The sequence below is a fragment of the Thermoleptolyngbya sp. C42_A2020_037 genome (genome assembly GCF_015272455.1).
Lineage (GTDB): Bacteria > Cyanobacteriota > Cyanobacteriia > Elainellales > Elainellaceae > Thermoleptolyngbya.
In genome coordinates this window covers 28,807-53,963 of the sequence record NZ_JACYLP010000013.1, presented here as the reverse complement: position 1 = coordinate 53,963, position 25,157 = coordinate 28,807, and the positions used below count along the sequence as shown (strand labels likewise).

Annotated in this window: 18 protein-coding genes, 1 pseudogene and 1 riboswitch; of the genes and pseudogenes, 12 read left to right on the top strand and 7 right to left on the bottom strand. The window is 56.4% G+C overall.

The annotated features are described in order from the left end of the window. The first annotated feature begins 83 nt into the window (after window positions 1-83). From IGS16_RS03755 to IGS16_RS03740, 4 genes are all read left to right on the top strand, one after another. Window positions 84-638, top strand: a complete 555-nt coding sequence (locus IGS16_RS03755; protein WP_297083437.1) for a F0F1 ATP synthase subunit B — start codon at window positions 84-86, stop codon at window positions 636-638. Window positions 639-642: 4 nt separating this feature from the next. Beyond that, entirely contained in the window at window positions 643-1,200 is a 558-nt protein-coding gene (atpH, locus tag IGS16_RS03750; RefSeq protein WP_297083435.1) for an ATP synthase F1 subunit delta, read from the top strand. Window positions 1,201-1,346: 146 nt separating this feature from the next. Then, the gene (gene atpA, locus IGS16_RS03745) at window positions 1,347-2,867 is read left to right on the top strand and encodes a F0F1 ATP synthase subunit alpha (protein ID WP_297083433.1); all 1,521 of its coding nucleotides are present in this window, start codon (window positions 1,347-1,349) and stop codon (window positions 2,865-2,867) included. Between the two features lie 114 nt (window positions 2,868-2,981). Further along, window positions 2,982-3,932: a F0F1 ATP synthase subunit gamma gene (locus IGS16_RS03740; protein WP_297083432.1), complete on the top strand. Its 951-nt coding sequence runs from the start codon at window positions 2,982-2,984 to the stop codon at window positions 3,930-3,932. Between the two features lie 125 nt (window positions 3,933-4,057). Here IGS16_RS03740 and IGS16_RS03735 read toward each other — a convergent pair whose 3' ends face one another. The 3 genes from IGS16_RS03735 to cobN form a co-directional block, all read right to left on the bottom strand. Continuing rightward, window positions 4,058-4,885, bottom strand: a complete 828-nt coding sequence (locus IGS16_RS03735) for a hypothetical protein (RefSeq protein WP_297083431.1) — start codon at window positions 4,883-4,885, stop codon at window positions 4,058-4,060. Window positions 4,886-5,466: 581 nt separating this feature from the next. Next, window positions 5,467-6,531, bottom strand: coding sequence for a TrkA family potassium uptake protein (locus IGS16_RS03730; protein WP_297083430.1), 1,065 nt, complete (start codon window positions 6,529-6,531; stop codon window positions 5,467-5,469). A gap of 186 nt (window positions 6,532-6,717) precedes the next feature. Next, window positions 6,718-10,512: a cobaltochelatase subunit CobN gene (cobN, locus tag IGS16_RS03725; RefSeq protein ID WP_297083428.1), complete on the bottom strand. Its 3,795-nt coding sequence runs from the start codon at window positions 10,510-10,512 to the stop codon at window positions 6,718-6,720. 162 nt (window positions 10,513-10,674) lie between these two features. Between cobN and IGS16_RS03720 the strand changes: the two genes are divergently transcribed. Further along, window positions 10,675-12,435, top strand: a complete 1,761-nt coding sequence (locus tag IGS16_RS03720; RefSeq protein WP_297083426.1) for an ATP-binding protein — start codon at window positions 10,675-10,677, stop codon at window positions 12,433-12,435. Window positions 12,436-12,575: 140 nt separating this feature from the next. On the opposite strand, the gene IGS16_RS03715 is transcribed toward IGS16_RS03720, so the two are convergent. Continuing rightward, window positions 12,576-12,782 (bottom strand): chlorophyll a/b-binding protein, encoded by a 207-nt coding sequence (locus IGS16_RS03715; RefSeq protein ID WP_297083424.1) that lies wholly within the window; start codon window positions 12,780-12,782, stop codon window positions 12,576-12,578. A gap of 172 nt (window positions 12,783-12,954) precedes the next feature. On the opposite strand from IGS16_RS03715, the gene IGS16_RS03710 reads away from it, so the two are divergent. From IGS16_RS03710 to IGS16_RS03695, 4 genes are all read left to right on the top strand, one after another. Beyond that, complete coding sequence (locus IGS16_RS03710; protein WP_297083421.1) at window positions 12,955-13,518, top strand: DinB family protein; 564 nt, start codon at window positions 12,955-12,957, stop codon at window positions 13,516-13,518. A gap of 150 nt (window positions 13,519-13,668) precedes the next feature. Beyond that, window positions 13,669-14,559 carry a hypothetical protein gene (locus IGS16_RS03705; protein WP_297083419.1) on the top strand — a complete coding sequence of 297 codons (891 nt, stop codon included), beginning with the start codon at window positions 13,669-13,671 and terminating at the stop codon, window positions 14,557-14,559. Between the two features lie 126 nt (window positions 14,560-14,685). Next, a riboswitch (TPP riboswitch) is annotated at window positions 14,686-14,783 on the top strand. Window positions 14,784-14,790: 7 nt separating this feature from the next. Continuing rightward, window positions 14,791-16,164, top strand: coding sequence for a phosphomethylpyrimidine synthase (gene thiC / locus IGS16_RS03700; protein WP_297083416.1), 1,374 nt, complete (start codon window positions 14,791-14,793; stop codon window positions 16,162-16,164). Window positions 16,165-16,253: 89 nt separating this feature from the next. Beyond that, window positions 16,254-16,946, top strand: coding sequence for a L,D-transpeptidase (locus IGS16_RS03695; protein WP_297083414.1), 693 nt, complete (start codon window positions 16,254-16,256; stop codon window positions 16,944-16,946). Between the two features lie 54 nt (window positions 16,947-17,000). On the opposite strand, the gene IGS16_RS03690 is transcribed toward IGS16_RS03695, so the two are convergent. Further along, on the bottom strand, window positions 17,001-17,744 hold the full coding sequence (locus tag IGS16_RS03690; RefSeq protein WP_297083413.1) for a Uma2 family endonuclease: 744 nt from the start codon (window positions 17,742-17,744) through the stop codon (window positions 17,001-17,003). A gap of 146 nt (window positions 17,745-17,890) precedes the next feature. On the opposite strand from IGS16_RS03690, the gene argS reads away from it, so the two are divergent. Beyond that, window positions 17,891-19,651 carry an arginine--tRNA ligase gene (gene argS, locus IGS16_RS03685; RefSeq protein WP_297083411.1) on the top strand — a complete coding sequence of 587 codons (1,761 nt, stop codon included), beginning with the start codon at window positions 17,891-17,893 and terminating at the stop codon, window positions 19,649-19,651. 171 nt (window positions 19,652-19,822) lie between these two features. Here argS and IGS16_RS03680 read toward each other — a convergent pair whose 3' ends face one another. Continuing rightward, on the bottom strand, window positions 19,823-21,445 hold the full coding sequence (locus IGS16_RS03680) for a TIGR04222 domain-containing membrane protein (RefSeq protein WP_297083409.1): 1,623 nt from the start codon (window positions 21,443-21,445) through the stop codon (window positions 19,823-19,825). A 440-nt stretch (window positions 21,446-21,885) separates the two neighbouring features. Between IGS16_RS03680 and IGS16_RS22285 the strand changes: the two are divergent. Both IGS16_RS22285 and IGS16_RS03665 read left to right on the top strand, forming a co-directional pair. Continuing rightward, window positions 21,886-22,655: pseudogene (locus IGS16_RS22285) on the top strand (alpha/beta fold hydrolase). Next, complete coding sequence (locus tag IGS16_RS03665) at window positions 22,633-24,429, top strand: ATP-binding protein (RefSeq protein ID WP_297083404.1); 1,797 nt, start codon at window positions 22,633-22,635, stop codon at window positions 24,427-24,429. The pseudogene IGS16_RS22285 and the gene IGS16_RS03665 overlap by 23 nt, the downstream one beginning before the upstream one ends. Here IGS16_RS03665 and IGS16_RS03660 read toward each other — a convergent pair. Then, window positions 24,426-25,109, bottom strand: coding sequence for a hypothetical protein (locus tag IGS16_RS03660; RefSeq protein ID WP_297083402.1), 684 nt, complete (start codon window positions 25,107-25,109; stop codon window positions 24,426-24,428). The two genes, IGS16_RS03665 and IGS16_RS03660, sit on opposite strands and share 4 nt — an antisense overlap. Between the last annotated feature and the right edge of the window lie 48 nt (window positions 25,110-25,157).

Here is a 25,157-nt window from a genome sequence, read left to right as displayed (position 1 = left end):
TGACGTTGCTCCTCGGTCGGGCTTTCCAGAGACCTGTTTTGAACTCGTGAATCAATCAAAGACGCAGATTCGGGCATTCACAGATGGAGATACTAGGGAGTTTGTTGGCGATCGCCGCAACAGCGGGAGAAGCGGCTGAAGCGTCCGAAGAGGGCGGCTTTGGGCTGAATTTTGACCTGCTAGACACAAACCTGATTAACCTCGCCATCATCATTGGTGTCTTGGTGTATTTTGGTCGCGGCTTTTTAGGGAAAACACTGAGCGATCGGCGGGCGAAAATCGAAGCTTCGATCAAGGAAGCAGAGCAGCGCAAGCAGGAAGCCGCCGCTCTCCTGGCAGAGCAGCAGCAAAAGCTGGCACAGGCTCAGGAAGAAGCAGCCCGGATTCGCTCAGAAGCAGAGGCTCAGGCAGCCGCAGCGAGCGCCGCAATCTTAGAGCAGGCGATGCAGGATGTGGCTCGAATGCAGGCGGCGGCGGATCAGGATGTCGCTGCAGAAGAGCAGCGAGTGGTGAACGAACTGCGTCAGCGAGTGGCAGCGCTTGCGCTCCAGCGGGTCGAGGCACGGCTGAAAGGTGGGCTGAGCGAAGATGCCCAGCAACAGTTAATCGATCGTGGCATTGCGGCATTGGGAGGTTAGCGAAATGAGAGATTCAATTACAGCATCCGAAGTCTCGGAGCCTTATGCCCAGGCTTTGATGTCGCTTGCCAAATCCAATGATCTGATTGACCGCTTTGGTGAAGATGTTGCATTCTTGCGATCGCTCCTGGCCGAATCAGAAGAGCTTCAGCAAGTCCTGGCAAACCCGCTGATCAAGCCTGATGCCAAGAAAGGCATTTTGCGCCAGCTTGCATCAGAGCAGGTTCATCCCTATACGCTCAACTTTCTGTTTCTGCTGGTAGATCGGGGTCGAATTCTGTTCTTAGATAACATTTGCAAGCAGTATCAGGCGCTCCTGCGCGAACTGAAGCAAGCCGTTCTGGCGGAGGTCAGTGCGCCAGTCGAGTTGACCGAAGCTCAGCAAGAGGCTGTCCGCAACAAGGTCAAGGAGTTAACAGGAGCCCAGCAGGTTGATCTGGAAACTCGCATCAATCCTGACTTGATTGGCGGGGTTGTGATCAAGGTGGGTTCTCAAGTGTATGACACAAGCCTGCGGGGTCAACTGCGACGCATTGGGCTAAAGCTGACGGGTTCCAGCTAGGAAGCGCCCCGGACAACTGGTGGACTTTATTGGCTCCCCCTTAATGCTCCCCTTAATCAGTAGGGAATCTCTTACTGGAATCTATTACTTTCATCCCGACGGGTATTACGACCTGATCCCCCACCGTTCAACTGGAGAAAAACGCAATGGTAGCAATTAGACCAGACGAAATTAGCAGCATTATTCGCCAGCAAATCGAGCAATACGACCAGCAAGTTAAGGTTTCTAACGTGGGAACCGTGTTGCAGGTCGGCGACGGCATTGCCCGCGTCTATGGATTAGAGAATGTCATGGCCAGCGAACTGCTGGAGTTTGAAGACGGCACGATTGGTCTGGCGCTGAACCTGGAAGAAGACAGCGTGGGTGCTGTGCTGATGGGCGAAGGTCTGAATATTCAAGAGGGCAGCACTGTACGCTCGACGGGTCGAGTCGCCTCGATTCCTGTGGGGGAAGCCTATCTGGGTCGTGTGGTCGATGCGCTGGCGCGTCCAATCGACGGTAAAGGGGACATTGCTGCGACCGATTCTCGCCTCCTGGAATCTCCTGCGCCTGGTATTGTGGAACGGAAATCGGTTTACGAGCCGATGCAGACGGGGATTACGGCGATCGATGCCATGATTCCGATTGGTCGGGGTCAGCGTGAGCTGATTATTGGTGACCGTCAAACGGGCAAAACTGCCGTTGCGCTAGATACCATCCTGAACCAGAAAGGCGGGGATGTGATCTGTGTTTACGTTGCAGTGGGGCAGAAAGCCTCGACGGTGGCTCAGGTGGTGGATGCACTCCAGTCTCGTGGCGCACTGGAATACACCATCGTTGTGGCGGCAAACGCCAGCGACCCTGCCCCGCTGCAATATCTGGCTCCTTATACGGGTGCTACCCTGGCAGAGTACTTCATGTACAAAGGCAAGCATACGCTGGTGGTGTATGACGACCTTTCCAAGCAAGCCCAGGCGTATCGTCAGATGTCGCTGCTGTTGCGTCGTCCGCCCGGACGGGAAGCCTACCCTGGCGATGTGTTTTATCTCCACTCGCGCCTGCTGGAGCGGGCTGCAAAGCTCAGCCCCGAACTGGGCGAAGGCAGCATGACGGCGCTACCGATTGTGGAAACCCAGGCGGGCGACGTGTCTGCCTACATTCCGACGAATGTGATTTCGATTACGGATGGTCAGATCTTCCTGTCGTCTGACCTGTTTAACTCAGGTCTGCGGCCGGCGGTAAACGCGGGGATTTCGGTGTCTCGCGTGGGATCTGCGGCGCAGACCAAGGCGATGAAGAAAGTTGCAGGTAAGGTGAAGCTGGAACTGGCTCAGTTTGCTGAACTGGAAGCCTTTACTCAGTTTGCATCTGACCTGGACAAGGCAACCCAGGATCAGCTCGCGCGGGGTCAGCGCCTGCGGGAACTGCTGAAGCAGCCGCAGTATTCGCCGCTGTCGGTAGCGGAGCAGGTGGCTGTGATTTACTCCGGCATTAATGGCTATCTGGATGATATTCCGGTGGAAAAGGTGACTGCGTTCACCAAGGGACTGCGCGACTATTTGAAGACCAGCAAGGCCAAGTACATCGAAATCGTCCAGGGGCAAAAGGTGCTGACGGATGAGGCAGAAGGACTGCTGAAAGAGGCGATCGCCGAATACAAGCAAACCTTCCTGGCAGGTCTGAAGTAGGGATAAGGTGTTAGGGGCCAGGCATTATGAATCAGCATGGGTTTGTGTTTTTAATGCCTGCCTCTTCCCTTCAACCGCTTCGACCCCTAACCCTTAATTCCTAACTCCTAAACTATGGCAAACCTGAAGGCAATTCGCGATCGCATCCAGTCGGTCAAGAATACCAAGAAAATTACAGAGGCAATGCGCTTGGTGGCCTCTGCAAAAGTCCGCCGCGCCCAGGAACAGGTGATTGCGACTCGCCCCTTTGCCGATCGCCTGGCGCAGGTGCTATACGGCTTGCAGGCGCGGATGCAGTTTGAAGATGTCGATCTGCCGCTGCTGAAGTCGCGGGAGGTGCAGACCGTTGGGCTGCTGGTGATTTCGGGCGATCGCGGTTTGTGTGGCGGCTACAACAGCAACATTATCAAGCGGGCAGAAGCTCGCGCCCGCGAGCTACAGGCCGAGGGGCTAAACTATCGCTTTGTACTGGTTGGACGGAAAGCGCTGCAATACTTCCAGCGCCGCAATCAGCCCATCGATGCCAGCTTTTCCGGGCTGGAGCAAATCCCGACGGCTGCGGAAGCGGCAAAGATTTCCGATGAGGTACTGTCGCTGTTCCTGTCGGAAACTGTGGATCGGGTCGAGCTAATTTACACCAAGTTTGTGTCGTTGGTCAGTTCTCGTCCAGTGATTCAAACGCTGCTGCCGCTTGACCCGCAGGGGCTGGAGACACCAGATGACGAAATCTTCCGGCTGACGACCCGAGGCGGCGAGTTTGCAGTGGAGCGGGAAAAGGTGACCGCACCTGATATCCGTTCTTTCCCTCAGGACATGATCTTTGAGCAAGATCCAGTGCAGATTTTGAATGCACTGCTGCCGCTGTATCTCAACAATCAGCTTTTGCGGGCACTGCAAGAGTCTGCTGCTAGCGAGCTGGCAGCCCGGATGACTGCGATGAACAACGCCAGCGACAACGCCAGCGAACTGATGAAGACGCTGACGTTGACTTATAACAAAGCGCGTCAGGCCGCGATCACCCAGGAAATTCTTGAGGTGGTGGCGGGCGCAAACGCCTTGCAGTAGTGATAAGTGTTAGCTGCTAGCGGTAGCTGCAAACAGTAAATCAGGAACGAAATAACAACAGTTTTCCGTGAGCGCACACCCTTTACACGCTCACGGAAAACTTTTTTATTTAGCGCTTGCCCAGTTTACAAAATTGGGTGAGCAATTACAGGACAGTTGATGGTTGCCCGTGTGGGTCGCAGTCCGTAGAGCCAGCTATTGCCCGGGCCTTCAGGGTTGATGTAGGCACTGGTGACCATACCAGATTTGATCAACCCCTCCAGATCCTCAAACGAGGTGATGCGTCTGACTTTGTTTTCGGCGATCGCCCGCTCAGTCCACATGCTCACATGGGCATCCCACAGCGGGCTGTAGTTGTTGGAGGCTGAGGGATCATCGTTGGACGGAGCATAGGGAAACACGTTGATCGGGTCGATGCCATTATTCGCGAGGGAAGCCGCAAAGCCCTGATGCTCACCCGTACCCGTGTCGGTAATACCGTTGAGAACGGGCGAAAATCCCAACAGTGCAGATTGGTCAGAGGGCAGAGACTTACCAAAAGCAGGAATATTAGCCAGGGCAGGCGCGAAGACCCCCTTTTCGAGAACCGAAGGAACGTCTGCGGAGACATCCGTGACCAGGTGATAAAAATACTGCCGCCCACCCTGAAACCCGTCCAGAATGGACATCGTAGCGGTTCGCCTTTCGAGATCAATATCAACCAGGCGATCATGGCTGCCAGAAGCGTTATGCACCATTTGGGCATTTAGCACTACGTTGCTCGGCAACACCGCCATAGATGACCACTGGGCATCGGCGATCGCCCCAGGCTTCGCCACTTTGGGTGGAAAGGGGTATGGACTGCCCGGTTCTACCTCATAGCGGGGCGAGAAATCGACATTGCCTCGAAACCGGATAATGCCGTTTTCAACCGTTACCGGTTGAGCGCCTGAGGTGCCAATAACCTTCTTCATTTTGGGTGCAAAATTGATGCCCAACTTTTTAGCCACCTCAAAATCAGAAGCCTCGGTCAAGATGTAATAAACCGACTCACCCTGCGGGGAAAGTCCTCGATAAAGCGGTAAAGTTACAGTTGCTTTTCCAGGCGTAAAATCAACTGCTAAGGCACTTTTTAAATACACATTGTCGCTCGGTTTAAATCTGACCGCCGTGCTTTCAGAATAGCTTGGACGACCCGATTCTCGCGCGGCAGCAGCCAGCAAAGCCTCTGCCTCAGACAATCCCGATGGTGTGGTTGCGAAACTCATGGAGACGGACACAATCAGCGCTAGCAGAAACCCCGCTAGAACTGCCCATTTCTTACTAATCCTCATAGTGTTGTGTTTCCTATGAAACAACACAACAACCATCGCACTGATCTCTGAGGTATATCTGAGTGCCAGTTTAGAGGCGGATGGGTCAAGAAGAACGTTAGATTCTCTTAAGAAATGCAGCCCAAATTGGACGGGAAGATCTGGGGCGATCGCCCGCAATGTTGCATTAAACCATTGCATTAAACCATTGCATTAAAATACCCATTAAATACATTCGCCTACTAAAGCTTTGCACCGCGATAGCGAATCTGGCGCTTGAGCGACAGTTCTTCGGCCAGCTTGGGCATGTCGCCCCTGTGCCCCATCACAATCACCGTGTCATCCTCATGCAGCACAACAGTGGAACCAGGATTCATAATCAAGGTTCCATCTGCTCGTCGCAGGGCCACAATCAGATAGGTGCGGCCGACCTGCCCGCGCCCCCTCACTTCCAGGTCTTTTACAAAGCTGCCAATTAGAGCCGAACCACGAGACACCCGCAACTCGTCGAGCTGCATGTCCAGATTTCCCAGCAATTCATTCAGCGTACTGCTGCCGTCGTTGTGGTTCAGCAAGTCAAGGGAGGCCGGGTGCGTGATCATTTGGGACATTCGCATCGCGCAGATGGTGGCGGGCAGCACGACATGGTTTGCGCCCGCAAGCCGGAGTTTGCGCTCGGTGCTGGGATATTCCCCCCGCGCTAAAATGGACAGGGCCGGGTTCATGCCCCGCGAGGTCAGCGTGATAAACACATTTGCCGCATCGTCCGGCAGCACGGTCGCCAAGTATCTGGCTCGTCGAATCCCTGCTAGCTCTAGCACTTCTTCATCGGTTGCGTTGCCGCTGATGACCAGGTAGCTCATTTCCTGGGCCTCAACCACGCGGCCGGCATCATTGTCAATAATGACGAAGGGCTTTTGCTTATCTGTCAACTCCCGCGCCAGGATTTGCCCCATGCGCCCAAAGCCGCAAATAATCGTGTGATGTTCCAGGGTTTCAATGGCTTTTAGCATCCGTCTGACTCCCAGCGCCCGATTAATTTCTCCCTCAGTAATCATCTGCACAATTCCTCCCACGGCATAGACTGCTGAGGACGTGCCGCCAATAATGACTAGCATGGTAAATAGGCGCAGGACTGGCGTTGTAATCGGATTCACTTCGCCAAAGCCAACGCCAAAGACCGTGATGACAACCTGATAAATCGCATCTAGAAACGTCCAGCCCGCAACCATGTATCCGGCCGTGGCCACGATGATGGTGATCAGGAACAAGACCGCGCCCGTGAGAACCCGGCGGAAGGGAGTCATGCGTTTAGAGAAGGCTGGCAAAAAATTTAGAGAGCTTGCCTGTATAGTAGCGCTTTCAAATCGGCTCAAAGCGTAATGCACATGGCAACGCTAAAGAACCGTGTACTGATTTTCCTTTGCGAGATCTGTGTTTTTAAGAGACTTCCATTTCGGGATGCGTACATTTCGGGAGACTTATCGGGAGACTTACAGGCGAGATTCGATGTGGGCTTCAGCTTGGAGGGCGATCGCCCTCAGTCGATTTAGCATATCCCCCGGAGCCTGCGCCCATAGCCCCCGCTGGTGCGCCTCCAGCAGCCGCTCGGCCATGTCGCGCAGGGCCCAAGGATTCTTGTCCTGCACAAACGCCTGCACTGTTTCATCCAGCACGTAGGCTTGCGCTACACCTTCGTACATATAGTCCGCCACGCAGCGCGTCGTTGCATCATAGGCAAACAGATAATCCACCGTCGCTGCCATCTCGAAGGCACCCTTATAGCCATGCCGCATCACGCCCTCGATCCACTTGGGATTGACCACGCGAGAGCGATAGACACGGGCGATCTCTTCCCGGAGGGTGCGAATTTTAGGCTTTTCGGGTAAGGCGTGGTCACCGAAATACACCTGCGGGGTTTGCCCCGTGAGGGTGCGGGTAGCCACCGTCATGCCGCCCTGAAACTGATAATAGTCGTCTGAATCGAGCAGGTCGTGTTCGCGGTTGTCCTGGTTGTGCAGCACGATTTGCAGGGATTTCAGGCGCGACTCAAAGGCTTCCGGCGCGGCGCGTCCCTCGTCCTGCCCCGTGTAGGCATAGCTGCTCCAATTGATATAGGCGCGGGCCAGGTCGGCGTCGGTCGTCCAGTTTTGCGCGTCGATTAGGCCCTGTAGCCCCGCGCCGTAGGCTCCTGGCTTCGAGCCAAAAATTCGGTAGCGCGATCGCCCTTCTGCCTGTTCTGGGGTCAGCCCCGCTGCCTGCCACTGGGTCGCCTCCTGCCGCACCCGCGCCGCCAGGGGATTGTCTGCGGGCGGCTCATCAAGCTGAGAAACGGCCGTCACCGCCTGGTGAAACAGGTCGATCAGATTTGGAAAAGCATCGCGGAAAAAGCCCGAAATCCGCAGCGTTACATCCACCCGCGGCCGACCCAGTAGAGACACGGGCAGAATTTCAAAATCCACCACGCGCCGCGACGCGCCATCCCACACGGGCCGCACGCCCAGCAGCGCCAGCGCTTCTGCCAAGTCGTCGCCACCCGTTCGCATGGTCGCCGTGCCCCACATCGACAGCCCCAGCGTTTGCGGATATTCGCCGTTTTCCTGGGTATAGCGCTCGATCAGCGCCTCTGCTGCCCTGCGTCCCACGTCCCAAGCGCTTTCTGTGGGAATCGCCCGGATATCCACCGAGTAGAAATTGCGCCCTGTCGGCAGCACTTCGGGTCGCCCCCGCGTCGGCGCACCAGAAGCCCCGCTGGGCACGTAGCGCCCCTCTAGCCCCCGCAACAGGTGACTAAGTTCCTGGGGGGTAGCGCGGAGGGCAGGCAGGAGGGCAAAGGGGAGGGGAGGATTGGCTTCGTGATCCGAGCGCTCTGTGACATGATACAGTTCCCCGACTGGCTCTCCAATTGCTTGATCGACCTGAAGGGCGGCTTCTTGCTCGATCAGGTCGATCAGGTCGGCGGCGTTGCGGAGGATGGCGGGGTTGGGGGCGAGTTTGGGAACAGTGAGCGCCTGGTGAATTTGGTCGGGTGTGAGGGGCTGGGCGGGGTCGGCAGTGAGCGGGTCGAGGTCGAGATGCCAGCGCTGGGCGATCGCCCGTGTGAGGCCCGGATAGCGGGGGGTGGGATGGCGGGCGATCGCCACCACCAGATCTCGCAACTGCCGTCCGCTGGGGCATTGTCCTAAAATATGCAGCCCATCGCGGATCTGGGCTTCTTTGAGTTCGCACAGATAGGTGTCGAGGTTGGGCAGGAGCGCCTCAATTTCCCTAGAATCGGCAGAGTCAGCCGTTAGCCCCAAATCCTGCAAAACCTGGGTTTGCTGGAACAGGGTCAGGAGGCAATCGCGGATAACAGGTAGCCGCGATGGGTCAAGGCTTTGCGCCTCGTAGTATTCATCCACCAGCGCCTCAAGCTGCTGGAGCGGGCCGTAGAGTTCGGCGCGGGTGAGGGGCGGCGTGAGGTGGTCGATAATCACCGCTTGGGCGCGGCGCTTTGCCTGGGAGCCTTCGCCCGGATCGTTGACGATAAAGGGATAGAGATGGGGCAGCGGGCCCAGGGCAATTTCGGGATAGCAGGTGGCCGAGAGCGCCACGCCCTTGCCAGGTAGCCACTCCAGGTTGCCGTGCTTGCCCACATGAACGATTGCATGGGCCCCAAAGTGCGATCGCACCCAATGATAAAACGCCAGGTACGCATGGGTTGGCTCCAGGTCTGGCGCGTGGTAGTTCAGGCTGGGATCAAGGTCATAGCCGCGACTGGGCTGGATGCCGATAAAGAGATTGCCAAGCTGGATACCGGGAATGGGAAAGCCGTCCTGAAACTCCTGACACCATTTATTCCCCCAGCGATCGCCCAGTTGTTGCTGCACCGTCGGCGGCAGGGTTTGGAAATAGGCTTGGTAATCGCCCAGCGCAAGGGATTGGGCAATGGGGCGGTGCTGGGCTTCGGGGTCGTTGGTGGGGCCGGCGGTGAGGCGGTGGATCAGGTCGTCGCCTGTGGCGGGAATATCGCCCAGAGTGTAGCCCGCTTGCTTCAGGGCCTTCAGGATTTCGACGGTGCTGGCGGGGGTGTCGAGGCCAACGCCATTGGCGAGGCGGCCGTTGCGAGTAGGATAGTTAGCCAGGATCAGCGCAATGCGGCGCTCTGCGAGGGGCGTTTGGCGCAGGCGCACCCAGGCGGCGGCCAGATCGGCGACAAACTGGAGGCGATCGCCCACCGCTTCATAGCCCACCACATCGGTTTCTAGCCCGTCATGCCGCGTTTGCACCGTTTTGAACGACACGGCTCGGCTGATAATCCGCCCGTCCACCTCCGGCAGCGCCACATTCATTGCCACATCCCGCGGCGACAGCCCCCGGCTTTGCCCCTCCCACTGTTCCCGCGTGCCACCGCTAAGAATCACCTGGAGTACGGGCACATCTAGCCGTGTCCACAGGTCTACATCCGGTGCATCGTCCTCCAGTCGCGCCAGCGAAAAGCTGGTCGTGTTCAGCACCACCTGCACGGGTTCTTCGCCCTTCGGCTGGAGCAGCGCCAGCAGTTCCGCCTGCACGTCTGGATCGCGCAGCGAGGAGACAAACACCGGAAGCGGGCGCATTCCTCGCGCCGCCAGCAGTTCGCACAGTGCCTCGATGGGCTGCGTGTTTCCCGCCAGGTAGTGGGCGCGGTAGAACAGGAGGGCGACGTTTGGGGCAGGCTGGGGGTTGGACGATTGCCTGGGCGGTTTGCAAATGCCTGAAGCAGCGTACACGCCAATCTTAGGAACAGGCTGGGGAAACGATGGACTAAAGGACTGGCCAAAGCACTCGTCCGCCAGAAATAGCAGAGCATTGACCCAGTTCTCGCGGCCGCCTTCAGTGAGGTATCGCCAGAGACGGTAGACGGCAGCAAGGGGGGCGGTGGAGTGGCTGAGCAGATCAGGATCGGGGCGATCGTCTCCGGGCAGCACAAACAAGGTTGCGCCCGTTTGGGCAGCGGTTTGCTTTAGCACTTCTAGCCCGTAGGGCCAGTAGGCGCGGCCACCCAGCAGGCGCAGAATAATCACCTGGGCCTGGCTGAGGACTTCTTCGGCGTAGGTGTCGATGCTGATCTGCTGCTGAAGCTGAAGCAAGCTGGCAACGCGCAGGGCCGGAACGCCTGTGGGCAGGTGGGGCAGGGCATGGGCGAGGCTCTGGATATCTGTGTCGGCGGCAGTGAGAAAGACGATGGGCGCGGGCGTTTGCTCTAGAAAAATCACGCCTTCGGTGTCGGGATTCCAGCCTCCGGGGCTTGCAGCTAGTTTATGCATAGTGATGCATAGTTAGTGATGCATAGTATTGTTGAAAATCTATGCTACAGGGTGAACATCTTTCAAAATCCTTATGCCTTTTAGTGTCACGCAGACTCGCAGGATACCATAATGAACGGTTGTTAAAACTTCTGAATCTAGAGTCCTACCTAGAGTCCTGCCGTGTCCCCTGCATCTCATCTCCAGGCAGCGGAGAGAGATTGTTTTCCGTCCCTGCTGCACCCATCCCATATGCCCACGCCCGAACCGTCGGTTGATTCTCTGATTTTGCCGCTGGCAGTACTGCATCAGCTTCAGGATTTACTTCAACAGATGGCGCTGTGGGTTCAGTCCTCTGGCGATGGGGTGCTGCTGTTGGGGGCAACGACGCTGCCGCTGGCAGTACAGACGCAACTGCCGGATAGCGAGCAGTTTATGGTGCTGGTGTCTCGCCCCTTTAGCGTGCTGCTGAGCGGCTGGCGAGCGCAGGGGGCTGGCGGATCTGGCGATCTGGATGCTGCGGAGCGGTTGCAGCGGGTAGACTTGACCTTTGAGCCAGGGGCGATCGCCACCTTTTTGCAATCCCTGATGGAACTGTGTCAGGCTGAGGCAGACCTGACAGCGGCGCTACAGGCAGCGGGCGATCGCCTCCAGCCCAACGATCCCCTCGCCCAGACGGAATTTACCCGGCGGCTGGTAGCTCTGCTCACGAATCCTGAACTGTCGATAAAACCAGAGCGCTCGTCACTAGAGCAGCAGGTCGTCGCCCGCACCCACGACTTGCAGGAGGCGGTGCTGGCAGCCCAGACCGCGAATCGGGCCAAGAGTGAGTTTCTGGCCGCAGTTAGCCATGAATTGCGAACCCCGCTAACCACCATTATTGGTATGTCTGCCACACTGTTGCGCTGGTCTCTGGGGGAACTCAGTCCGCGTCAGCGCAGCTTTTTGCAGACGATTCACGACAGCGGGCAGCACTTGCTGGAACTCATCAACGACATTCTCGACCTGTCGCAGGTGGAGTCGGGGCGGGCCGTGCTAGAGCTAAGTCCGTTTTCGCTGACGATGATGGCTCAGCAGAGCATGAAGGCGATCGAAGAAACAGCCCTGAAGCAGGGCGTAGAGCTGGTGCTGGATTTGCGAATCGACCCCAGCCGCGATCGCTTCGTCGCCGATCCGCACCGGGTCAAGCAGATTTTGCTGAATCTGCTCAGCAACGCCGTGAAGTTCACCGCAGCAGGCGGCAAGGTGACGCTGCGAGTGATGACCGATCCTCAACACGCCATATTCCAGGTGATCGACACGGGCATCGGCATTCCCGAACAGCAGCGCCCCTTGCTATTCCAAAAATTTCAGCAGCTTGATAGCTCCTACCAGCGGCTCTATCAGGGCACAGGCTTGGGGCTAGCGCTAACCAAGCAACTTGTGGATCTGCACGGCGGGCGGATTATGGTCGATTCTACGGTGGGCGTGGGGTCGGTGTTTACGGTTCAGCTTCCGGCCCGCTCAAAAGACGATGCAGCGGAGGCGACTGCGCCCATTCCGGCCTTGGATGGGCTGGGGCGCACCATTTTGGGGCGGGTGGTGCTGGTAGAAAATGATGAGCTAACGGCCAACATCATCTGCGACATGCTGACGGCGGCGGGATATCAGGTGGTGTGGGTGCTAGAAGGCTCCACCGCCTTTAGCCAGATCGAGCTACTCCAGCCAGATGCCGTCATCGTTGATGTGCAGTCGCCCGAAAATGCGGGCGCGGAGCTAATTCACAACTTGCGCCATAGCCCAATCACCCAGCATTTGAAGGTGATTGCCCTGGCAAGTGATGAAGCTTCGCCCTACGCAGCACCCGCGATCGCCGCTGCCGATTCCTGCATCACCAAACCGATTCAGCCGGAAGACGTGCTGCCGAGAGTGCTGTCTCTGGTGGCGATCGCCGAAACCTCTTGACCCGAACGTCCACCTTAACGTTCAAGGATCAGCAGACCCAGTAGTAATCAAGAGAATCAGCAAAAATGAGCCAGACGGAAATGCCTCGTCTGACCCACTTCAATTCATCTCTCAGTTCAAAGCACCTGCCAACCAGAACCTTAGAGGTTTTGCAGGAGGCTCACCAATCCCTGGTGCGTGAGAACTTCTAGCAGCAGCATCGACACAAAGCCAATCATCGCCAACCGACCGTTGAGCTTTTCTGCATATTCCGTAAAACCAGTCCGCGCTTCGCTATCTACATACATCTGCGGCTCAACAGCGTAGATATTTTGTCTGCCCTGCTCTTCGGTAACAACGCCTCTCATGTCAAATCTCCTTAAACCTTATGTAAATAAATGTAACGTTAAAGTTAACAAATGTAAACTACTCTCAGGTTCGGTTTTCTTGACTTCTGCAAGAAAGGCGATCGCTCCAAGCTCTTGGCAGCCGCTGAGTTCCGCTAGCATAAAGGCGTTCAGGCTTGTGGGAGGGAGCTTTATGATTGATGTGGATTATTGCCAGACGATGGCGAAATACAACCAGTGGATGAACTTCAGGCTGTATGCCCTGTGCGCTAATCTGTCTGATGGCGATCGCCGTCAAGATCGGGGCGCATTTTTCAAGTCTATTCACGGCACGCTGAATCATCTGCTGTATGGCGATCGCGCTTGGCTAGGACGGTTTACCCATCAACCTCTGACGGGTTTGGCAATTGGGCAAGACCTTTATGAGAATTTTGACGAACTGCGACAGGCACGGGAACAGTGCGACAAGGAAATTCTGATCTGGGTTCAGAGGATTACAGCCGACTGGCTGGCACAACCCTTCACATTTCACAGTAAGGCTGATGGCAAAACGCATACGCTGCCAACTTGGACACTCGTGGTGCATCTGTTTAACCATCAAACGCATCACCGGGGACAGATCACCACGCTGCTGTCACAGTTGGGCCTTGATCCGGGTGTCACGGATTTGCCCTGGCTGCCAGATCTGGCAACTGCCGTAGGTGCAGGTATCGTAGGTGCAGATATCGGAGATCCGTCAGTAGACCCGTCCCTCTAGAACAGTCGCAAAAACAGTCGCAAAGGCAACGGTCTCCGTCGATATCATTGCCGACTATTGCAAGATAGATGCAGCATTTCATTTCTTGGGATATGGTGTAAGCAAGCCAAAATCCTGATACTGACGGATTTCCCGACGATACTAAGCGTTATGACTCATCCAGCCCGCGACCCCGCCATTCTGGATGCCGTGGCACTGCTCAACGGCTACGGGTTTGACATGGACGGCTTCGCGGCGGACTATTTGGTGAGCTATTGGGCTGTGAACCATCCGGCACACTGGATTCGGGCAGCTATTGTGGAGGCGCTGTATCAGGGACGCTACCGAGCCGTATCAGTGGGGCAAATCTTGGCCGTGTGGCGGCGGCGGGGACAGCCCATTCCCCACTACACGCCAGATTTTGAACGAGTGGTGAGCGGTCGATTCGGCGGGTTTTCGGTGGCTCCCTCAGTTTCTCAATCATCGGTTTCTCAATCATCCGTTTCTCAAACATCCGTTTCTCAAACGCCCGCTCGCCAAAACCAAGCCACTCCCGTAGTTTCTTCGGAGTCTGCATTGGATGAACCTGGCTCTGCGGAGAGGGCGATCGCCCCATCCAGCGAATCTGAACTGGCGGACTCCGAACTGCCTGCTGAACTGCCTGCGGATCATTCTGAGTCGATTGCAGACTACCCAGGTTCAGACCCTCAACCAGACCCTCAATCAGACCCTCAACTAGATTTTCAAGAGGCTTCGGAACCGAACGGTGTAGCTGCGACAAACGAAAATCCGCCAGACCCAACCGGGAACGAAGACACGTTCGGCTGGTGGGGGCGGGGAAGCGTTTCCCAAAACCCAATCCATCAGTACGTGCCAATTATTCCCCGCATTGAAGCGTCGGCGTTTTATGCCAAACTGCGGGCCGTTGCCTGTGGCGGAGCTGAGGCTGGCGAAGGCGCAGTCCTTGTGGCAGACGGTCAGCGGCTGGCCCAATCTTCCATGTTGCGGAATAGCCCGCTGCTGGACAGCATGGAGCAAGCCCAGTTGGGTGAACAGAACTAGGCGACCAGAACCAGACGCGACCAGGACTGAACACCAGCGATCGAACGTTTTGCATCGAACGTTTTGCAAAGAATTCCTCTGTTTTGCAATCGGTTTCTTGGATTCTCCTGCCAGGGATGGTATAACAGACGCAGCTAGGGGTGCCTGAGCGGTTCAGGCTGAGATTACACCCTGAGAACCTGAGACTGGTTAGCACCAGCGGAGGGAAGCTGTTTATCTGAGGAACTAAATATGAGAGCATCCTGGGTCGCCAAGCGACGCGGACAGAGCAACGTGTCTCAAATGCACTTTGCTCGACAAGGCGTTGTGACGGAAGAAATGCAGTTTGTGGCGGAGCGCGAGCAGTTGCCTGTAGAACTGATTTGCTCGGAAGTGGCGCGGGGACGGTTGATCATCCCTGCCAATATCAATCATGTGAACCTGGAGCCGATGGGGATTGGCATTGCCACGCGATGCAAGGTGAATGCCAATATTGGCGCGTCGCCGAATTCTTCCAGCTTGCAGGAAGAAGTGGACAAGCTGAAGCTGGCGGTGAAATACGGTGCAGACACGGTGATGGACTTGTCTACAGGCGGCGGCGATCTGGACGCAATTCGCTCGGCCATCATCGCTGCGTCGCCTGTGCCCATTGGCACGGTGCCGATTTATCAGGCGCTAGAGAGCGTCCACGGCAATATCGAAAAGCTGACCCCCGACGACTTTTTGCACGTCATCGAGACGCACGCGCAGCAAGGTGTGGACTACATGACGATTCATGCGGGAATTTTGATTGAGCATTTGCCGCTGGTGCGCGATCGCCTCACGGGAATCGTCTCTCGTGGCGGCGGCATCATCGCCCGCTGGATGCTGGCCCACCATCAGCAAAACCCGCTCTATACTCACTTTCAGGACATCATCGAAATTTTCAAAAAGTACGACGTATCCTTCAGCTTGGGCGACTCGCTGCGTCCCGGATGCCTGCATGATGCATCGGATGCAGCCCAGCTTGCGGAACTGAAAACGCTCGGTCAGCTCACGCGCAAAGCATGGGAATCGGACGTGCAAGTGATGGTGGAAGGCCCGGGCCATGTCCCGATGGATCAAATCGAATTTAACGTGAAAAAGCAGATGGAGGAATGCTCCGAAGCACCGTTTTACGTATTGGGGCCGCTCGTCACCGACATTGCACCCGGATACGACCACATCACCTCGGCGATTGGCGCAGCGCTGGCGGGATGGCACGGTACAGCGATGCTTTGCTACGTCACACCCAAGGAACACCTGGGGCTGCCCAATGCAGAAGACGTGAGAAACGGGCTGATTGCCTACAAAATCGCTGCCCACGCTGCTGATATCGCCCGCCATCGCCCCCATGCCCGCGATCGCGACGATGAGCTTTCTCGTGCCCGCTATCACTTCGACTGGAACCGCCAATTTGAACTGTCGCTCGATCCAGAACGCGCCCGCGAGTATCACGACGAAACCCTGCCCGCCGATATCTACAAAACTGCTGAGTTTTGCTCGATGTGCGGGCCAAAGTTCTGCCCCATGCAGACCAAGGTGGATGCGGAAGCGCTGACGGAGTTGGAAAAATTCCTGGCAAAGGAGCCTGCGATAGGGCGATGAAGGGGATGGAGGGTTGGCGTTGTGTCTCTCGTGCGCCAATCCTCTACGACTTTCCACGTTCAACCCCTGGGCTATACTAGGCTCAGCTTTTGCGTGGGGAGGCGGTGGTGCTGGTGCGTGGCGTTCGGCAATTAGCAAGGCGGTCAGCGAGGCGGTTAGCAATACAGTTTGCAGCGGGGCTGGTTTCTCCGGCAATAGTAGGTCTGGTGGGGCTACGTCCGGCGATCGCCAATCCGGGGAGCTTGGTCGAGTGGGGGTCGCTGCGAACTGAACCCGTCGTAGCGCCTGTTTCGCCGCCGCCCAGTGCCGTCCCCATCGCGCCCGCCGTGACCTGGCCCGATGTCCCCGACTTGGGCGCTGCTGAGCCGTTTGTGCCAGAGCCAGAAGGGCGATCGCCCGTGTCGCTGGTGGTCGATCTGAGCGATCGCCGTGTGTATGTGTACGAAGAGGAGCGGGTGAAAACCAGCTTTCGCATTGCCGTTGGGCGGGCAGGCTGGGAAACACCAACGGGTCGCTACGAGGTCATCAGCATGGTGGAACACCCCACCTGGCAGCATCCGTTTACGGGCGAAATCGTGCCGCCCGGAAATGGCAACCCGCTGGGAGTCCGCTGGATCGGCTTCTGGACAGATGGGAAAAATACCATCGGCTTTCACGGCACGCCCAACGAGGAGACGATTGGACGTGCTGCCTCCCACGGCTGCATCCGCATGTATAACGATGATGTGATTGCCCTATTTGAAATGGTGCAGGTGGGTACGCCAGTCCATGTGGTTCCCTAATCGGGTTCCCTGGCGCAGAGTCTCCTAAAGCAGAGTTTCCTGAAGCAGCATCTCCTAAATCTGTTTGCTGCGCCGTGCTGCCAACTGCTGCATAAACTCGGCATGGGCAGGAGACTGAATGCCAGTCTGCAACCCCTGCATCACCTGCATCATGTTTCCCCCACAGAGCGCCGCTACATCCAGCCACAACCCTGGAAAGATGCGGCTGTGAATCATGCCATCGGCATCAGGCGGCAGCGCAAGATATTCACCCTCATTCAAAGAGAACCAGTCCAGCCCGTTTTCTAAGCTCCGCCACACGATGTATTCTTGAACCCCGCTGCGGCGATAGACTTGCTTTTTAGTATGGAGGTCGATGGAGGCGCTGCTGGCGGCAATTTCGACAATCAGTTCTGGTGCGCCCTCAACATAATCGTCTTCGCTGATCCGAGACTGTCCGCCCGCTTCGCGGTCAATCAGCAGCACGATGTCGGGCTGGGGTTCATTGTCCAGATCGAGCCGCACAGTTGGGTTGTCGCCCATTTCAACTCCTGGCGTTGCCATTTCGTAAGTGCCTAACCAGGTGATCAACCAGCCGTGAGGTTTTGCGTGACTCTTAAAGCGGAGGGCGGCAGGCACATAGACGACTCCTTCGATTAGTTCGGCTTTTTTGAGATGGGGCATCGCCTCGTAGCGCCGCTCAAACTCGGCCCGCGAGAGATGGTCGCCGTTTTCCAGGGGCGGCAGCTTGGCGGAGGGGGGCAAGGTGGGGCGATTCCCGTAGGGATCGCTTCGCGAATCGCGCTGAGTTTGCGTCATGATCGGGAGAGTTAACGTTTGTATATAATCACTACGGATGAAGCGCGTCCTGATGAAGCGCGTTCTGAGACGTGGGATCAGCCGCTTCACCAGAATTCTTCCTATTGTACGGTTGCTGCTCGGTTCCTCTGCCTGCCTAAAACGCCATGAATTCTACCCTTGCACTGTTGAGAAGCCGATTAGAAGCCGCGCTAGTTGCGGCGTTTGGGCCGGATTTGGCTGATGCTGACCCGGTACTGGTGCCTGCCAGCAATCCCAAATTTGGGGACTATCAGGCCAATGGCGCAATGGGCCTGGCAAAACGACTGGGCATGGCTCCGAGGGCGATCGCCTCTCAGCTTCTCGACCATCTGGACGTATCCGACCTGTGCGATCCGCCAGAAGTAGCCGGGCCCGGCTTCATCAACCTGCGGCTCAGGACCGAGTATCTAGAAGCGCAGCTCAAGGCAATCCAGGCAGACCCGCGCCTCGGTGTTACGCCCATAGCCAACCCCAAGCGCGTCATCGTCGATTACCCCAGTCCTAACATTGCCAAGGAGATGCATGTGGGCCACCTGCGCCCCTGCGTCATTGGCGATGCCCTGGCGCGAATTCTGGAGTTTCTTGGCCACGACGTGCTGCGGCTGAGTCACATCGGGGACTGGGGCACGCCGTTTGGGATGCTGATTGCCTATTTGCGCGAAGCCTATCCCGATGCGCTAGCGGGCGGCGAACTAGATCTGGGCGACCTAGCAACGTTTTACCGGGCAGCCAAAAAGCGGTTTGACGAAGACACGGACTTTCAGGAAGCCGCGCGGCTGGCAGTGGTAAAGCTTCAGGCGGGCGATCCAGAAACGATTCAGGCCTGGAAAATTGTCTGCGATTTGTCGAATCGCACGAATCGCAAGATTTTTGACCTGATGGGCCTGTCGCCCAAGATTCAGGAGCGGGGCGAGTCGTTCTACAATCCGTTTTTGCCCGACGTGATTGCAGAACTGGATCGACTGGGGCTGCTGGTGGAAGACCAAGGCGCGCAGTGCGTGTTTTTAGAAGGCTTTACCAACAAGGAAGGGAAGCCGCTGCCGCTGATTGTGCAAAAGTCGGACGGGGGTTATAACTACGCCACGACGGACTTGGCGGCAATTCGCTATCGCGTCACAGAAGACCGGGCACAGCGGGTGATCTATCCCGTCGGTGCAGAACAAATCAATCACTTTGCCCAGATTTTTCAGGTGGGCAAACGGGCGGGCTGGATCACCGACGAAACGGAGTTTGTGCATACGCCGCTGGGCAACATTTTGGGCGAAGACGGCAAGAAGCTGAAAAGTCGATCCGGCGAGGCGGCGCGGCTGGTGGACTTGCTGGAGGAGGCGATCGCCCGGGCCCGCGCAGACTTGGAAGCTCGCTTGAAAGAAGAGAACCGCACCGAATCTGAGGACTTCATTGCCCATGTGGCCAACGTCGTCGGCATTGGCGCAATCAAATACGCCGACCTCAGCCAGAACCGCACCAGCAGCTACATCTTCAGCTACGACAAAATGCTAGCGCTGCAAGGCAACACCGCGCCCTACATGCTTTATGCCTACGTACGGGTGCAGGGCATCAGCCGCAAGGGTGGAATTGACTTCGAGGCGCTGGGGGATAATAGCCGGGTCGTGCTGCAAGACGAGGCGGAGTTTGCCCTGGCCAAGTCGCTGCTGCAATTTGACGAAGTGCTGAGTGCGGTGGAGGCCGACCTGTTGCCCAATCGCCTGTGCGAATATCTCTTTGACCTCAGCAAGATCTTTAACCAGTTCTACGACCGCTGCCCGATTTTGCAGGCCGAAGACCCGCAGCGCACCTCGCGGCTGATCCTGGCAGACCTGACCGCTCGCACGATCAAGCTGGGGCTGTCGCTGTTGGGGATTCAAGTTTTGGAGCGGATGTAAAGAACGAAGAGAGAAGAACGAAGAACGAAGAGAGAAGAACGAAGAGAGAAGAACGAAGAGAGAAGAACGAAGAGAGAAGAACGAAGAACGAAGAACGAAAAACGAAGAACGAAGAACGAAAAACGAAGAAAGATTCTTCCCTTTTCTCTCTTCTCTCTTTCCTCTTCGTTTCTAGCCGCCACAGCCGCCACAGCCGCCACAGCCGCCACAGCCACCGCCGCCGTCGCCGCCCCCTCCGCCGATATCACCACTCCAGCCGTCACTAACCCAGGAAGAAGAATATCCATTGCTACTTCCGGTGCTGGAAACAGGAGAGAGTGCGGCCCGTAAGCTAGCAAACTCTTTACCGCGCAGTGCGGTGGTTCCGGCTAGGGCAATGAGGAACAGCAATTGAGTTTGCTGCATGGCGCTGAGGTTGCGGGTGCGGGCGTTCACGGCGGATTGGTAAGTCGCTCGAATCTGTTGTAGAGCGCGATCGCCATACCGACTCGATAGGGGCGGCAGTTGGAAGATTGCGATAACAAACAGCCACGCAACAATCATCAGCAGCAGAAACCCAACGGGCCGCCCCCGCGAAAGGCCGACTAGCACTTTGGCAATGCCCAGCAACAGCGGCAACAACAGCAGCAGCGTAGGATAAAGTCGCGCTTTGGCAGCCTGGGCAGGCGACAGGGCCAGTCCAAGCTCCTGTAGGCGCGATCGCAGGGTTTCGGTCGCTCGCGCAGTATTCCGACGGAGGCTTTGTATCGTGGCTTTTGAGCCATTCATGCTTTCCAGAATTGCCCGCTCTAGCGGGTGCTGCGACGGCTCTGTTGAAACCAGCGGAACTAAGAATTTCTCTTGGGCATCGATGCTAGGAGGCTGCGATCGCGCCATGCTCACAATCGCCGTATCAATCGCCCGATCTGCCCCGCCGACCAGATAGGCAACTTCGTAGGGATCGAGCGTCGGCAGCGACTGTCCCTCCACGTTACCGGGTTGTCGGAGCCATCGGCGCAGCGCCCATGCCGCCAGCAGCGTGCTGCTCAGCGTAAAGAGATAGAACTGCAAAAACTCTCGCCCGCGAAGATCTAGCGGGTTGGGAATCGGGGCGATCGCCGCGCAGCTTGTTAGACTCAATGCCAGCACCAGCAGGCCGCCCAGCACCACTGGAGACCGCTGCACAAACTGCCAGCCAGACCACCAGCCAGACTGCCAGATCGCCGCCCACCGGCCTGCCCAGTCTGGTCGAGGCAGCACCCAATGCTGCTGCACATTCACCCGGCGGAATTGCAAATCTCGCCCAAACCGCAGGCTCGGATCGGGCCAGATGTCTGGGGGCGGCGTTTCCCCAAACCAGGCTTCGTAGCTCTGCAAGGTTTTGCGATACCAGTCGTTAAATTTGTGGTGTTCGGTCTGGCCGCCCTGGGTCGGCTCGTGGTGCAGCGGCATTTGCAGCACCTGCGGACAAAACACCTCCCAGTAGGAGCGGCTGTAGGTGAGATGCTGATGCCACGCCTGATCCACCTGATCCGACGGCGTGACGGGATGCCCTGCACAGACTGCCAGAAACGCAAACTTTTTGTATTCCTCAATCACTCGCTGGGCATAGCTCAGAGACCAGCCATTGTCGCGGGCAAGGCGCTGGCTAAAGCTGAGCGCTGCACCGGGCTGGTCGAGCGAAAAGGCTTGCAGACGGTCGTAGAGGGCTTGCTGTTGGGGCGTTGCCAAGTGGAGGGCGATCGCCCCCCGACCAGACCAGAGGGCAGCGCTAGAGAGATTTGAGGCATAGGGAAGATCCGGAGTATGGCTCATAGGCACCTAATCTAGGGAGTGTAGAAGAGGAGTGTAGAAAGGGTTCCCGATTGCTTGCGCTCTATCAAATTTTTCAGACGCGATTTGCCCGAAGAGATTTAGAATCTCTATCACTCAAGACTTGATATAAATACAGGCTGCACTGCTAGGCTTACGAAAATCGACCTTGAAGAATCGGTCTACAGCGTTTTTGAAGCTAGTGAGGCACACGGATGGTCAATAAACCCTTGCCTCGTGAGGGCAGCGTGTGTCTCACCCCGCAAGAAAATGCTGTATCACCAGCTATCAATTTCAGCTACCCATTTCAGCTATTAACTTCAAAAATGACAAACCAACTGATACCAAACAATTTTCCCGCCGACCCCCAACTTTCCCACCAGCGTTCCCAATCCGTCCTTACTCGCAACAATGTCACCGTTTCAGGACAGGGCACTCAGCCGATGCTGTTTGCCCACGGCTTTGGCTGCGACCAAAATATGTGGCGACTCGTTGCGCCAGCCTTCGCTGCTGACTACCAAATTGTGCTGTTTGACTATGTGGGGTCGGGCAAGTCGGACTTGCGAGCCTACGACCCAGAGCGCTACAGCCGCTTGGAGGGCTACGCTCAGGATGTACTGGAGATTTGTGAAGCGCTGGATCTACAGAACGTCATATTTGTGGGGCATTCGGTCAGCAGCGTGATTGGAATGCTGGCGGCGATTCAAGCCCCCCAGCGGTTTGAGCGGCTCATCCTGGTGGGGCCGTCGCCCTGCTATCTCAACGACCCGCCAGACTACTACGGCGGTTTTGAGCGAGAGGATATTCTGGGATTGCTAGATCTGATGGATAAGAATTATCTCGGTTGGGCCAGCTTCTTGGCTCCCGTTATCATGAAAAACGAACAGCGTCCCTCGCTCTCAAAGGAACTGGAAGAGAGCTTTTGCTCTCAACAGACCCAGTGATTGCGCGGCGCTTTGCCGAGGCAACGTTTTTGTCAGATTATCGGGATATTCTGGCTGAAATCAGCGTACCCTCGCTGATCTTGCAGTGTGCCGAAGATGCGATCGCCCCTATAGAAGTCGGCCACTATCTCCATCGCCATCTGCCCCACAGCACCCTCAAGCTCATGCAGGCAACGGGTCACTGTCCCCACATGAGCCATCCCGATGAAACCATCCAGCTAATCCAAGACTATCTCTCTGCCGCTCATGTCATCAGAGCCGCACAATGAACCGCCTAATGAGCTGCATACCAAACGGTGTGCCTGCCATCTAGACGAATTGCTGGATACCGCGCCATGTGGTTTCTTAGCATTTACCGACGACGGCACCATTACCCTGACGAATGCTACTCTGCTGGAACTGCTGCAATGCGGTCTGGACGAGGTGAAAGGGCAGCGCTTAGAAGCCTTGCTGCCAGCCGCCAGTCGCATTTTCTACCAGACTCATTTTTTTCCGCTGCTCAAGCTGCAAGGCAAGGTTGAAGAAATCTATCTTCCAGTTCGCTCTAGAACGGGGGAAAGCCTGCCGATGCTGGTCAATGCGACCCGCCACCAGCGCGAGGGGGAAGTGCTAAATGAGTGTGTTCTGATTCCGATCCAGCAGCGGAGCGAGTATGAGGAGGCACTGCTGCAAGCCCGCCGCGATGCCGAAACTGCCATGCAAGCTCAAATCCAGGCCAACGCTGCGCTGGAGCAAACCCGAGCCGCGCTAGAGCAGAAGCAGACGGAGCTAGAGGCTCTGAATGCTCGGCTGGAAGATCTGGTGCAGCAGCGCACGGCCCAGCTAGAACAGGCACTAGAGTTTGAAGCACTGCTAAAGCGCATTACGGATCGGGTGCGCGATAGCCTGGATGAGGCGCAGATTTTGCAGACGGCAGTGCAGGAATTAGGAGCAGGGCTGGCGCTGGTGGGTTGCAATGCCGGGATTTACAATGCGGCGCAAACGCAGGTAACGATTGACTATGAGTATCACCAGGATGGATCTGCACCGTGTTCCAGGGTCGAGGATTTAACCATCGAATCCGCGGCGATGTATGTGGCAATCTTGCAGGGGAACTCTGGCCCGTTTTGCTGTTATTTGCCTGCATGTCCTCGCTATGGGGCGGGGCATTGGGCGATTTTGGCGCGTCCGATTTATGACGATCAGGGCGTTCTTGGCGATTTGTGGCTGTTTCGCTCAGCAGAGCAAACCTTCAGCGAGGCGGAAGATCGGCTGGTGCAGCAGGTGGCCAATCACTGTGCGATCGCCCTCCGCCAATCTCGCCTCTACCAAGCTGCCCAGACTCAACTTCACGAAATGGAGGAGCTAAACCAGTTCAAGGACGATCTGCTGAATACGGTATCTCACGAAATGCGATCGCCCATGTCCAATATCCTCATGGCGATTCAATTGCTGGAGGTGCATCTAGAACCCCTAGGAGTCTTCGCAGACGAAGCAGGAATCGTGAAGCGCTACTTTCGAGTGCTGCAAGACGAGAGCCAGCGCGAAATTCGGCTCATTAACAATCTGCTAGAGATGGCCCGCCTGGAAGCAGGCACTGACTTGCTGAATATCAGCACGATTCCGCTTCAGTTTTTTATCCCTTATATTGCAGAACCCTATATCGAGCGGGCTAGAAATCAGCAGCAACACTTAGAAATTCAGATGGACGATCCGCTCCCTTCTTTTTCTAGCGACTTATCGTATCTAGAACGCATTCTTGGCGAATTGCTAAACAATGCCTGCAAGTACACCCCTGCCGGAGAACACATTATCCTTTCCGTCCGGTCGATGTCTGATGGGCTGCGGATTTGCGTTCGCAACACAGGGGTAGAAATTCCTGCCGCAGAGTGCGATCGCATTTTTGAAAAATTTCACCGCATTCCTGATCACGACATTTGGCATCAAGGCGGCACAGGGCTGGGGTTGGCACTGGTTAAGAAACTGGTGGAGCGGTTGGGCGCGACGATTCGCGTTGACAGTCGAGACGGTGCAACCAGTTTCATCGTGGAATTTGGCTACTAGGCGTTGGGCCCATCAGGATTAAGCCGGGGCTTCAGTCCAAATTTGCCAAACTGAGCCAAACTGAAGAAAAAGACGGGCGATCGCTCGGCTCCATCTCCGCCGAAACTCAATATCCACACTGCGAAGATATATCCAAAATAGGCAAGATAAAGTAAGCCTGTAGTGGCGATCGCCCCTCTGCCCAGCCAGGTTTCATAGCCGTTGAACAAGAGGAAACTGCTGATAATCACGGCTGAAATTTCGATCACGCTGACCACATTGCCATAGTAGCGCGGGTCCCAGTAAGAGACCGGGCTGTGAAACCGCCAGTCGGAAAACGGGAAAAAATGGCGATGGGCATCGTCGTTGTGCAGCGGTAAATCACCCGCGATATGCAGCAACATGCTCGCAAAGAGGAGTGTGCCAAAGGGCGATCGCCCCCACAATGAAACCATCAATCCTATTAAAATCAGCGGCACCGAGTTAAACAAATCAATAAAATTTTGCCAGTGGGGGTCAAAATAAGATTTTGACCAGATGATCGATTCCGGCGTATTTCGCAGCACCTTCTCTACAAAATAAAAGACAAACATGGGCGCGTCCGGCAAGATTGCTCCAAGGATGACCGGCGCAATGAATGGCCCCTCATCTCGCCGACCTAAACACAATAAATTCAGCACGACATGGGCTGGAGTATTCATGCCACTCTATTTACTCAACAGCTTGCATTTACTCAACGGCTTGCATAG